This is a genomic window from Pedobacter cryotolerans (assembly GCF_005116475.1).
GTDB classification, from domain to species: Bacteria; Bacteroidota; Bacteroidia; order Sphingobacteriales; family Sphingobacteriaceae; genus Pedobacter; species Pedobacter cryotolerans.
Genome location: NZ_SWBO01000013.1, coordinates 25,191 through 38,249 on the forward strand (window position 1 = coordinate 25,191; position 13,059 = coordinate 38,249).

The 13,059-nt window shown below is 33.4% G+C and carries 9 protein-coding genes; 5 read left to right on the forward strand and 4 right to left on the reverse strand.

Going from position 1 to position 13,059, the window contains the following annotated elements:
* The first annotated feature begins 15 nt into the window (after window positions 1–15).
* The 3 genes from FA045_RS16745 (at window position 16) to FA045_RS16755 (ending at window position 3,487) form a co-directional block, all read left to right on the forward strand.
* Window positions 16–396, forward strand: coding sequence for an START-like domain-containing protein (locus FA045_RS16745; protein ID WP_136841354.1), 381 nt, complete (start codon window positions 16–18; stop codon window positions 394–396).
* A gap of 30 nt (window positions 397–426) precedes the next feature.
* The gene (locus FA045_RS16750) at window positions 427–1,863 is read left to right on the forward strand and encodes an LptF/LptG family permease (RefSeq protein WP_136878239.1); all 1,437 of its coding nucleotides are present in this window, start codon (window positions 427–429) and stop codon (window positions 1,861–1,863) included.
* Window positions 1,864–2,278: 415 nt separating this feature from the next.
* A complete protein-coding gene (locus FA045_RS16755) occupies window positions 2,279–3,487 on the forward strand; it encodes a bifunctional 3,4-dihydroxy-2-butanone-4-phosphate synthase/GTP cyclohydrolase II (RefSeq protein WP_136878240.1) in 1,209 nt (402 codons plus the stop codon).
* A 305-nt stretch (window positions 3,488–3,792) separates the two neighbouring features.
* Here FA045_RS16755 and FA045_RS16760 read toward each other — a convergent pair whose 3' ends face one another.
* Window positions 3,793–8,199 (reverse strand): translocation/assembly module TamB domain-containing protein, encoded by a 4,407-nt coding sequence (locus tag FA045_RS16760; RefSeq protein WP_225871371.1) that lies wholly within the window; start codon window positions 8,197–8,199, stop codon window positions 3,793–3,795.
* Window positions 8,200–8,276: 77 nt separating this feature from the next.
* On the opposite strand from FA045_RS16760, the gene tsaD reads away from it, so the two are divergent.
* Entirely contained in the window at window positions 8,277–9,278 is a 1,002-nt protein-coding gene (gene tsaD / locus FA045_RS16765; RefSeq protein ID WP_136878242.1) for a tRNA (adenosine(37)-N6)-threonylcarbamoyltransferase complex transferase subunit TsaD, read from the forward strand.
* 9 nt (window positions 9,279–9,287) lie between these two features.
* Entirely contained in the window at window positions 9,288–9,512 is a 225-nt protein-coding gene (locus FA045_RS16770) for a hypothetical protein (RefSeq protein WP_136878243.1), read from the forward strand.
* 346 nt (window positions 9,513–9,858) lie between these two features.
* Here the strand turns inward: FA045_RS16770 and recA are convergent, their stop codons facing one another.
* The 3 genes from recA to FA045_RS16785 all read right to left on the reverse strand — a co-directional run bounded on the left by recA (window position 9,859) and on the right by FA045_RS16785 (window position 12,913).
* Window positions 9,859–10,872 (reverse strand): recombinase RecA, encoded by a 1,014-nt coding sequence (gene recA / locus FA045_RS16775; RefSeq protein ID WP_136878244.1) that lies wholly within the window; start codon window positions 10,870–10,872, stop codon window positions 9,859–9,861.
* 109 nt (window positions 10,873–10,981) lie between these two features.
* Entirely contained in the window at window positions 10,982–11,662 is a 681-nt protein-coding gene (gene nth / locus FA045_RS16780) for an endonuclease III (RefSeq protein WP_136878245.1), read from the reverse strand.
* 297 nt (window positions 11,663–11,959) lie between these two features.
* On the reverse strand, window positions 11,960–12,913 hold the full coding sequence (locus FA045_RS16785) for a helix-turn-helix domain-containing protein (protein ID WP_136878246.1): 954 nt from the start codon (window positions 12,911–12,913) through the stop codon (window positions 11,960–11,962).
* Window positions 12,914–13,059: the final 146 nt, after the last annotated feature.

Here is a 13,059-nt window from a genome sequence, read left to right on the forward strand (position 1 = left end):
ACGAGGTATTTAACCATGTCAGAAAAGAAAAAGTTTACATTAGAATATGAGTTGAGATCTTCTCCACGTATATTATTTAGTTTTATAAGCGAACCAAATGGTTTATCACAATGGTTTGCGGATGATGTTATTTTCAGAGATCAAGTATATACATTTACTTGGGATGATGAAGTGCAAAAAGCAAAATTGCTAAGCATAAAAGAAAATAAGTTGGTAAAATTCAAGTGGTTAGATGATGAACCACATTGTTATTTCGAAATGGAAATTGTACAAGATGAATTAACAAATGATGTTGCCTTGGCTATTACCGATTTCGCAACTGACGAAACATTGAACGAAAAAACAAAAATTTGGGATAATCAAATTACCTATCTATTGAGCGTAATTGGCGCTTAAATTTTCATCAGCATTGCCTATCTTTGTACATTGAAAAAGATACATCTACTGCTGATCAAAGCATTCATTAGACCATTTATCGTCACATTTTTTATTGTGATGTTTATTCTATTGATGTTTTTTTTGTTTAAATACATTGACGATTTAATAGGAAAGGGTTTTGAATGGTACACCATTGCCGAAGTGATGGTCTATGCATCGGCATCTAACGTAGCCATGGCTTTGCCTTTAGCAGTGCTACTATCTTCTATTATGACATTTGGTAGCCTTGGCGAAAACTATGAGCTTGTAGCTATAAAATCTGCAGGTGTTTCTTTGCAAAAAGCCATGCAGCCACTTTTTGTATTTATTGTAATGCTTTCTATTGCATCATTCTTCTTTTCAGATTATATGCTGCCTAAAGCAAACCTCAAATACGGTTCGCTGCTTTGGGATATTAGAAACAAAAAATTAGCCTTTTTAATTAAACCAGGTGTTTTTAACAATAGCATACCTGGCTATGCATTATTGGTAGAGCGTAAAGGAGAAGAAGGATTAGATTCGCTGTACGGAGTAACTATTTACGACCACACGGGCAGCAACGGGATCTCTAAAATAATTAAAGCTGCCAAGGGTAAAATGACCAAAACAGATGATGGACAATTTTTGATCTTGAAATTGATTGATGGTGTGCGTTATGAGGAGGCTAACGGTGGGAGTAGTTCGTTTAATCCTCGACAAACCTTTACGCGTATGCGCTTTAAAGAGACAGAACAGAAATTTGACTTCTCTAGTTTTAAAGGGCTAAATCGTACGGAGGAAACGAATTTTAAGAATAATGCGCAAATGCTTAATAGAAGTGAATTGATAATTAGGAGGGATTCGCTAACCAAAAATTTAGATAGTATTGATAGATCTACAAAAGTAAATGCAAATGCTTACTATAAACAAAATAACTATTTAGCTGGTTATACCAAAGTTAAAGTACCTGCTAAAGTTTTAACCGGCTCACTTTTAGATAGCATTCCTTATAAAGAGCGAACAATGGTGGTGCAAAATGCTTATGATCAGGCAGAAACCATTAAACAAGTAATTAACGGCAGAGTTATAGAGCATGATATTCACCAAAAAGAAATCATAAAAGCAACAATAGAATATCAACGAAAATATACTTTGGCGGTTTCTTGCCTGTTGCTATTTTTTATTGGCGCTCCCTTGGGTGCTATTATTAGAAAGGGAGGCTTAGGTTTGCCAGTAGTAATTGCCATTGTTTTCTTTTTAATTTACCATATTGTATCTACAGTGGCAGAAAAATCTGCTAAGGAAGGTTCATTGGATCCAATATTCGGAATGTGGACAGCCATAATTGTTTTAGCGCCATTGGGTGTGTTCTTAACCTATAAAGCAACTGTTGATTCTGCACTTTTTGATGTAGATTATTATAAACAGCTCATTATAGGGCTCTTTAAAAAGAAAAAAGATAAATAGAAAAACAAGGTTATTGCTTTTGGCAAAAGCAGTCTCGCCATACGTTTCAATCTTTTTGTCCTCGGGCTTTGCCCATCACTACAAAAAGGATTTACACTTCTGTCGTGTTTAGCTCACAAAGTTGGTAATTCTTCTGTAAATACAGCTCCTACATAGTTTTAAAGCACGACCCAAATTTAACCTAGTAGCAATAACAGTGCATTATAAACTGGATAGCAGTGAAAAACACGCAACCGCCTTTTTTGGCGGGCGGATTTGTAACGAATAGCCAGACTAATTTTGTGTTTTACAGCAAATTTGCTTTTCAAATCCTTTACTTATTGATGATATTTTTTAGCTCATTATTGTTGCTAAAGGTTGTAACTTTGCACTTATAAAATGCAGTTAAAATTGCTGTGTTTTAAATAAGAAATAAATGGAAATTAAATTGAACACCATAGAAGAGGCTATTGAGGATATCAAAGCTGGAAAAATAATTATTGTTGTTGATGATGAAGATCGCGAAAATGAAGGCGATTTTATAACGGCAGCCAGAAATGTTACGCCAGAGGTAATCAATTTCATGTCTAAATATGGTAGGGGCTTAATTTGTGCGCCTTTAATTGAAGATTTGTGCAACGATTTGAAGTTAGATTTAATGGTGCAAAACAACACTGTTTTACATCAAACTCCTTTTACAGTTTCGGTTGATTTAATTGGCCAAGGTTGTACAACAGGCATATCTACACACGACAGGGCAAAAACAGTGCAAGCACTTATTAACCCAGATACTAAACCAGAAGATTTAGGTAGGCCTGGTCATATTTTTCCGTTAAAAGCCAGAAGGGAAGGCGTTTTAAGAAGAACCGGACATACAGAAGCAACCATTGATATTGCTCGTTTAGCTGGTTTTGAACCCGCTGGTGTTTTGGTAGAAATTATGAATGATGATGGTACAATGGCTCGTTTGCCAGAGTTAATGGTAATTGCCGAACAACATCAGTTAAAAATAATTTCGATAAAAGATTTAATTGCTTATCGCCTTGCAGCCGAAAGTTTAATTAGAGAAGAGGTTACGGTTAATTTGCCAACTCAATGGGGCGATTTTAAAATGACAGCCTATACGCAATTGAGCAACGGAGCTACTCATTTAGCCATTAGTAAAGGTGTTTGGGAAGAAGGTGAACCAATTTTAACCAGAATACATAGCTCTTGTGTAACTGGCGATATTTTTGGCTCTTGCAGATGCGATTGCGGTCCGCAGTTACACAAGGCCTTTCAAATGATTGAAGCGGAAGGAAAAGGAGTAATTGTTTACATGAACCAAGAGGGTAGAGGTATTGGCTTGATTAATAAATTACGTTCGTACAATTTACAAGATGCTGGTTTTGATACTGTTGAAGCAAATATAGAATTAGGTTTTAAAGGTGATGAACGTGATTATGGTGTTGGAGCACAAATTTTAAGAGCACAAGGCGTTAATAAAATGAAACTAATGTCTAACAACCCAACTAAACGTGCTGGTTTAATTGGTTATGGTTTAGAGATTGTAGAAAATATTGCGATTGAAATAGAAAGTAACCAACATAACGAATACTATTTAAAAACCAAACGTGATAAAATGGGTCACCAAATTATGAAGTAAGATTAACGATATTTTAAATTAAAGGATGATTGGAAGTTGGAAAGCGGATGATCATCCTTTTTTTTGCTTCTAACCTGAACTCGATTGTTAAACTTGTCATTTTTAGCTTGTTAAGCGAAACTAACCCTGAAATAAATTTAGGGTGACGACTGACCTTATTGAACACACCAAAAAGCCTGACAAATCTGACAAATCATTATTTAAATATCGAACTAAGGTTTCTAGCTATAAGTGCGCAAAACTCATCCAATCTACATCATAATATATTCCGATATTATTAATCCTTAAATCCTTAAGTCCTGTTCTTATTTTTTTGGTGTTGTTGTCTTTTTCTGATCTTTTAATACTGCCTCTTTAGTGAGTTCTGCTTTTTCCTTCTGCTCCGCTTTTCTCTTTTGATCTCTACGATATTTACCGGTTATTTTTTGTAAAAATTCATTAAACGTATCAAATTGCTGATTGTAGATTAAACCTAACGAAGTTACATTTCTATTTTGATCTACTCCTGGGTTGGCGAAAATGCTTTGTAATGTTGGAGGTTTGTTGGCTAGTTTACCAACCAAAGTTCCATCTTTTTTAATTAAGCCCAAAATCTCTACCTCTCTACCTACGTTACCTCTAAAGCCATTAAATGATAAATCAGCACCAGCAGAATTATCAACTATACCAGCATTAACAATAACTCTATCATTAAAAAACTTAAATGATGCACTTGCATCGTTAAAGTTTCTAATGTTAATATCAACAAAGTTTAAGTTAAGTGATGATAAAAGATTGTTGAATTGATTAAAAATTAACTCGGTGGCAGTACTTGTACCAACAGAACCTAATTGTTGGGCTAAATTAGCTTGTCCGGTGCCTGGTGCAAACCTTCGTTGTATAATTAAACTTAAAGCTTGGGTATTTAAGTTATTACCATCATTAAAATAAGATTGAAACTCTTCTTTTTTAGCTGGATTGGCTGGAAAGAAAATATCCAATTTAATATCTGGTTGTAATAATAAACCAGTTAAACCCATTTCTACTTCTGTTTGTATTCTTTCGTTGTTGTTACTGCTTTGATCGCGATTAGCGGCCACATATAAATCGCCTGTGCTAGCTCTTAGTGCATAAATAGCCTTTAAGTTAATTTGTGCTGTGGTTGGGTTTCCAGTCCACCTAATGGTACCACCTTGTCTAATATCAAATCTCTTATTTATTACTTCTTGGGCTGTAAAATCAAAAACTCCAGTTTCAATAATGTAGTCGCCTTTCATTTCAAAATCGCCTACACTATTAATATTAAGCTCTAACTCTGCGTTACCTTTGCCACTTAATTTACCTAAAACTGTATAAATGTTGGCCGTGCTATTTGGATCAACACGAAGCTTGAAATTCATGGTTAACCCATTAAAACTAGTTTTTCTTTTAACAATTTGAGTGCTATCTCTACTTACAAAGGTGATAAAATCTTTATCTGAAACAGTTTCTGAACTATTTAGTGGTAAATTAAATATAGTGCCTTTTTCAGTTTTTGCATCGATATTGATTACCATATTATCAGTTGGGCCACTGAAAGAAAAATTGCCACTTGCATAAGCTTTACCGTAGTAAACAGAATTGTCTTTAGCTGTAGTATTTAATGCCATAAAGTTGTTGGCAACTAAATCTACTTCTATAGTTGGGGTATTTAAGTTATTTAAATCTACAGTGCCATTAGCCGTTGCATTATTGCCATCAGCATCTCTTAAACCTAAGTTGTCTATTAAAATAACGCTATTATTTACTTCAACTTTGTCATTTAATGTGTACGCGGTTTTTAAGTAATTTACAGTAAGTTCCCCTTGGTTAAAGCTAATATTTCCATTTATTTGTGGTTTTTCGAAATTACCTTTAATACCGATATCTGCAGAAATATTACCTTTTAAGTTAGATACTAATTGTTTTACAAAAGGTTCTAAAATGGTTAGTTTGGTTTCATCAAGCTTAACTGAAACATCTATCATCTTTTCTTTTAAGTCCAGATTTCCAGTCATTTTTAGCGTTTCCTTGTCATCTGCTAATATTTGTGTATAAATTTTAGCAATATTTTCACTTTTGTTATAAGACGATGTGTCAGTTAAACTTCCAATGTAGGTGTCGTTAAAGGTAAGTGAGTCTATTTTTAAGCTATCATTTATACGAGGCGATTTTAAAATATCATACAAATGTGTTCGGCCATTTACAGTTCCTGCAAGTTTAACCCCAAAAGTTTTAACAAAAGGATTTAATGTTTTTAAACTGAAGTTTTCGAAACCTACGGCTAATAAATCTTTCGGATCATCGGAAATCACGCCATCAATTTTTAAGATTTGCTTTTCATTAGAAAGAGAAAAACCATCTATCTCTGTTTTTCCATTATCAAAGCTAATTCTAACTTTATCTTGAATGTTCCAATCTTCGCTATTGATTTTTAAGTTAGATGGTAAAATGCTGATTTTGGCGGTTTGTTCTCCCGCAAATTCTACCAGTCCGTTTAAATCTAGCTGATTTGCATCATCGGCGTTAGAAAGTTTAACGTTTAGTGCAAGACTATCATTTCTTAACACGTTAGAAATATTTACATTTTTAATAAATAAACTATCGTTTAGATCAACTCTATCTGAAGTAATAATTGCTGTTAACTGTCTTTCGGTAGTGCTTTCATCAATAATGATATTGTTGGCTATGATTCCTTTATATGTTAACTTTTTAATACTTCCGTTTAAACTGGCCGTATAATTTCTTGAGTCGAAAGAGCCGATTAAAATAGCTTCGTCTTCAATCTCTAAACCTGGCAAAATCAGTTCTGCAATAGGTTCAAAGCGTTTCACCCTTAAATCGAAATCAAATATTTGAGGTTTATAATTGATGATTTCTGTTTTAAGAGAAGGAACGTATGTTTTGGCGATTGCTTTGTAATAAGAAACAATCGAATTTAGATCATATTGTCCTTTTATACTGGCATCTAAAATGTCAGATTTAATGGATAAACTCCTATCAATACCTATTCCTTGTGCTGTAAGTTGTACAGAATCGATGTTATAAATTCCTTTTACATTATTTAATCTGATCTGTTCAATAGAGAGGCTGCCTTGAATATTATCTAAGTTATTACCAGAAAAGTTAGTGCTAAATATAGCATCAACTTGCAATGAGTCTTTATAGAGTTTTAAAGCTCTTAAACGTGCTTTAGTAATGGTAGCTTTAAAGTTAAATACAGGTAACGTTGGATTTAAATTTACACCTCCATCAAAAACTAATTGTACATTTTTATCGTTAATTTTCAGATTTCCGTCGAAATATTTTTTATTAAAAGTGCCATTTACGGTTACGTTTCTGTAGCGATAGCCATTAAAATCGATATAAGTAATATCTCCTTTCAGTTGTTCTGATAAATCTTTTACATCTATCCCTTTTCCCTTTACATACAATGCTGAAGTTATTCTTCCTAAGCTTTTTTCGCCTAATAATTCACCTAAATTAAAATCGTAGGTTTTTACATTTCCGGTGTACGATGGATTTCCTTTTCCATCAATTTTCATGTTTACATCAGATTTAATTCTGCCCAATTGCGTTTTAAATTCGCCATAGGCGATAAAGTCATTTTGGAAACCTGTAAATGAGCCATTGAAATTTACATTACCAAACTTGTTTACAATTGCTGGAATAGATTTTACTTTTTTGCCAGTAATATCGGTTAAAATCTCATCCAAATCTTTTTTGTTTGTACCTGCCATTTCTATTTTCATATCCATGAAGGTTTCTTCCCAATTAGGCAAACCTTTTAGGCTAAAATCGCCTTTTATGTAAGTTGCTTTTCCAGTTTTTAATGATAAATTTCTTGCTTTTAAATTATTAACAAGACCAGTAATTTCACCATCTATGTCAATCTCTAACTTCATTTTTTTAAGAGCAGGCGTAAAAAAGGCAATATCACTCGATGAAATGTGGCTATTTTTGAAATCAGCATTCATCCTTACTTTATTTACAAAATCATTGAAATCTTTCATTTTTGTAAACTTCATCTGGAAATAATCTGATAGACGAGTTTTATTGGTAACCAACATCAAGTTTTTTAATTCGATGGCATTGGTATCAATAGTAGTTAGTGATGATAAATTTTTAAGGTAGAAACCGCTTTTTTCTCTTAACGAAAGATTTTTGATATTTGATTGAAGAACGTGATCTTTTGTATTTAATTTTTCGAAAATGCCGTTCAACTTGGTTACATCAATATCGTCGAAATTAATGCCTTGTATAGTGGTATCTACCTTTAGGTTTTTATATTTAAAGTTTACATTATTTAGAATAATCCGATCAAACAGAAACTGAAATTTTTTCTTTTTTTTCTTGGTAACTGGAGCTGGACTATCAAAATAATCAATAATAAAATCCAAATTTGATGATCCATCCTGATAATCTTTTAGAAAGAAAGCACCGTTATTAACCTGAACAGTATTTACATCAAGTATTCTTTCTTTCAGAGAAAGTTTATTTAAGTCAACCAAAAACTTAGGGAAATGTGCTAAAGTATCTTTTTGTAAATCAAGCACCAGCAAACCCTCTAAAACTACAGATTTAAATGGTTTAACATATAAACCATCAATTTTAATCGTAGTGTTTAATTCTTTAGATAAATATGCAGCAGCCTTTTTAGCCGCAAATGTTTGTACTGGCTTAAATTTAAGCGAAAATAGTAGCGCAGCAAGCAACAAAATTATTGATGCAACAACCCAAAGCAGTATTTTTAATAGTTTTTTAATAGTTTTGTAGCTTAATAATAATAAACGTGCCGATAATACTTGCTATAGAATCTTCTTGTGATGAAACTTCGGTTGCTATATGTTACAACGGCAAAATTACTGCCAATGTTATTGCAAACCAAACAATACATGAAAATTATGGAGGAGTAATTCCAGAATTAGCATCAAGAGTTCATCAACAAAACATTGTGCCTGCTGTACAACAAGCTTTAACAATCGCTAAAGTTAACAAAAATGAGTTAAATGCAGTGGCTTTTACGCGTGGCCCAGGCTTATTAGGTGCGCTGCTGGTAGGTGTTTCTTTTGCTAAATCTTTTGCATTAGCACTAGATTTACCTTTAATTGCGGTTAACCATATGCAAGCCCATATATTAGCGCATTTTATTGATGATCCGATGCCTAAATTTCCGTTTTTATGTTTAACGGTTTCTGGTGGTCATACTCAAATTGTGTTGGTTAAGGATTACTTTGATATGGAAATTGTGGGCGAAACTTTAGATGATGCAGCAGGAGAGGCCTTCGATAAAACCGCAAAAATTTTAGACCTTCCTTATCCAGGTGGGCCATTAATTGATAAATATGCAAAAGATGGTAATCCATTAGCATATAAATTTCCAGAACCTCAAATACAAGGTTTAAATTATAGTTTTAGTGGTTTTAAAACTGCAATTTTGTACTTTATAAGAGACAATAAAATAAAAAATCCACAATTTGTTGAAGAAAATTTAGCTGATATTTGTGCTTCTGTTCAATACAGTATTGTTAATATTTTATTGAACAAATTAAAGAAGGCGGCTAAACAATACAGTATTAAAGAAATTGCCATAGCTGGTGGTGTTTCTGCAAATTCTGGATTAAGAATTGCGCTGTTAGCAACACAAGATACATTGGGATGGAAGGTATACATTCCTGCATTTCAGTATTGTACAGATAACGCTGGTATGATTGCCATTGCGGGTTATCACAAATATTTAGCAGGTGAGTTTGTTACACAAGAGATTTCGCCATTGGCGAGAATGAATTTTTAGATTAATATTATGGGTGCAAATAGTTTTATTTTTTTCGGTTTATTGCTAATTCCTTTATTGGCCTTTTTAATTTGGATGATTAAACAAGACAAAAAGAAAAATTACCTGGGTTTGGTATTGCTTGTTGTAGGTATTGTAATCGCCACCTATACCATTATCACACTAGACAAAAAGTTTATGCAAAAAGCAAATGCAAATATGCAAGGTGCACCAAAGTCATCAAGTTTTAAGTAAAAATTTTCTGTTTCAGATTGATCGTTATTTGAATAATGTCTTTCAACTACCAGCCACGGCTGTCAAGCGCTACCATTGACGTTATTTATTAAGTATCTATAAATCAAATTTCTAAAAAAAAAATAAGCTCCTTGTTTTGTCATTCCCTGCCTGCCGGCAGGCAGGCGACTTCGGAGGAATCTCATAGTTGGAATACAAAATTCGAGAGGATGACAAGATGAGCTAAATTAACGTCATTCATATTGATTTTTATGAAATAAATTATTCCTCAGACTGACACAGTTACTTTATAAACAAAAAAATCCCGCATCAAGCGGGATTTTTTGTTTAGTCATTTTAAAACTAATTATACTTTCTCTTCTAATTTATCACCAGTTACTTCGGCTCTAATTTTAGCTTCAATTTCATCAGACAATTCAGGATTATCTAATAATAAATTTTTAACTGCATCTCTACCTTGGCCAAGCTTAGTTTCGCCATAAGAGAACCATGAGCCAGCTTTTTTAATGATGTTAAAATCAACACCCAAATCGATAATTTCACCAGTTTTAGAAATACCTTCACCAAACATGATGTCGAACTCTGCAATTCTGAAAGGTGGCGCAACTTTATTTTTAACAATTTTCACTTTCACTCTGTTACCAGAAACCTCATCAGAATCTTTAATTTGAGAAGTTCTACGAATATCTAAACGTACCGAAGCATAAAATTTTAAGGCATTACCACCAGTTGTAGTTTCTGGATTGCCGAACATTACCCCAATTTTTTCACGCAATTGGTTAATGAAAATACAGCAACAGCCTGTTTTAGAAATAGTACCTGTTAATTTACGTAAGGCCTGGCTCATTAAACGAGCTTGTAAGCCCATACGGCTATCGCCCATTTCACCTTCAATCTCTGCTTTTGGTACCAAGGCAGCAACCGAGTCAATTACAATTACATCAATCGCACCAGAGCGGATCAAATTATCTGCAATTTCTAAAGCTTGCTCACCGTTATCAGGTTGTGAGATTAATAAATTGTCAACATCAACGCCTAATTTTTTGGCATAACCTTTATCAAAAGCATGTTCTGCATCAATAAATGCAGCAATGCCACCTTTTTTCTGAGCTTCGGCAATAATGTGCGTTGCCAAAGTTGTTTTACCAGAAGATTCTGGTCCATATATTTCAATCACACGACCTTTTGGTACACCGCCAATACCTAAAGCAATGTCTAAGCTAATTGATCCTGTAGAAATCGAATCGATTGCTTCAACAGGAGCATCGCCTAATTTCATAACAGAACCTTTTCCGTATGATTTTTCTAATTTATCTAATGTTAATTGTAGCGCTTTTAATTTTTCTGCGTTTGGGTTCATTTTGTAATTCTCTAAGTAAATAAATAGATGTATCGGCTAATAATCAAAATCGTAATGCTAATAACTTTAGCAAACATATTAATTTTAATTTGATTATTGCAAATAATATTTAAACTATTTTAATAAATTTATCAACATCACTAATATTTTTAGTTTTATTGAGCTTTTCGTAATATTTACAAAAGCTGGTTAGCTCACAAATACTGCATTTTGGGCTTCTGGCTACACACACATAACGCCCATGTAAAATTAACCAATGATGCGCCATTGCAATGGTATGTTCTGGTAAATTTTTCACCAAATCTCGCTCTACTGCTAAAGGAGTTTTACCAATGGTTAAACCTAGCCTATTGGCAACTCTAAATACATGCGTATCCACTGCCATAGCTGGTGCATCATAAACTACAGATGCAATTACATTTGCCGTTTTACGACCAACACCTGGCATTTTTTGCAACAAATCTACATCAGAAGGCACTTCATTGTTAAATTCATTTACCAACATATTGGCCATGCCAACCAAATGTTTGGCTTTATTATTTGGGTAACTTACGCTTCTAATATAATCGAAAACAATATCTGGTGTGGTGTCTGCTAAAGCGTTTGCATTTGGAAAACGCTGAAAAAGCGCTGGTGTAACTTGGTTAATTCTCTTATCAGTGCATTGAGCCGACAAAATTACGGCAACCAACAATTGATACGGATTATTGTAATGTAATTCGGTTTCTGCATTGGGCTGCTTTGTGGCAAAGTGTTTTACAAAATGTTGATAGCGTTCTTTTTTCAGCATGTACAAATATAATAGGATGTAAAATAGCATATATTTTTTTGAAGCGCAATGGCTGTGCCTTTTTTTAATGTTGGTCCCGCTTTTCGCTTTACTTCGTGTCCGCTTCAATCGGGGCTAAATTGCTTCTGCCTTTGCTAACAACCGCAACTATGCGCATAAACCTGCGTAAAATAAACCTGAACGACGTGGAAAGCCCCGAATTCGCCTTGGCGAAAAGGGCTTGAAACAAAGTGCAGGACTGACGATAATCTTTGCCACTGCAACTGATTTTCATAAAATTATGATCTAAATATTACTTTATCTAATTTCTTTAACCAGGTTATCACACTCGGCAAAGGCATTATATATAAATTTATTTCTATGCTTTTCGCCTTGTCCGCTAAAAGAAACCGATTTTTTAATTAAACTTTGCATCCAATTTTTGGTTTGCTCGCAATAGTTTCGGTCTTCAGTTTTTAAGTAATTAAACGTGTTAAATCTGTTGTAGCAAGCTAAGCTGCCATTATAATCTACCAAGTAAGAAATACTTCCTAATACATCGCAATTGTACCAGTTAAAAGTATGCTCAGGATCTATAGTTTTTTTACTGCTAATGGCATACATATTTATGTCGGTTAAACAATAGCGCACCTGTTCAATAATAAGTAAGGCTAAATCTTTGTCGATATAGCCGGCTTCAAAAGCATATCTAATCTGTTCAATTGTGCCATGAACAGTGTCTTTAGCCCAAATTTCTGTGCATGGTATTTCTAAATATATTTCGTTAAGCTGTTTAGAAATCGTAATTATTTCTTCGTCAAATGAGCTGGGGTCAAATTTGGTTGTGGTATTCATTGCACTATCAGACCAAAAGAATAATTTAAAACAAGTTAGTTCTGGGTATTTGAAAAAATGAAATAACGGAATGTCATCTGTAGTAATGGTGATGTGTTTTTTGCTGCTTTTTTGAATTTGCTTTAAATTTTTATGTAAATCTTTTAAATACAGCAACATATTAGGTATTTCTTGATCTACACTTAAATAATCGAAGCTTACTGTTGGCAATTGATCTGGCTTGTAAATAAAAGGAACGCCAAAATGATCAGACAGTTTAATGATCTGCTGTAGGTTTAATTGGCTATTTCCGCGGATTTTTTTGTAGGCTTCGTTAATAGTTATCGATAAAACCTCAGCAATACTTTGCGCCAAATTTTGATATGGTGGTATGGCTAGTTTAACTTGCTCAAAGTATTTTACCTGTAAATTATCCATCTAATAATATTTTATAAAGTGAATTTATAAAATTTTAACCGCATAAAAGAATTTTTATATCCTATGAATAATTTTAAATGATGTTTTATTATAGATTTAAGTTAAAAATTATCTTTTAAAGAGTTAAAGTAAGATAGGTAAGTATT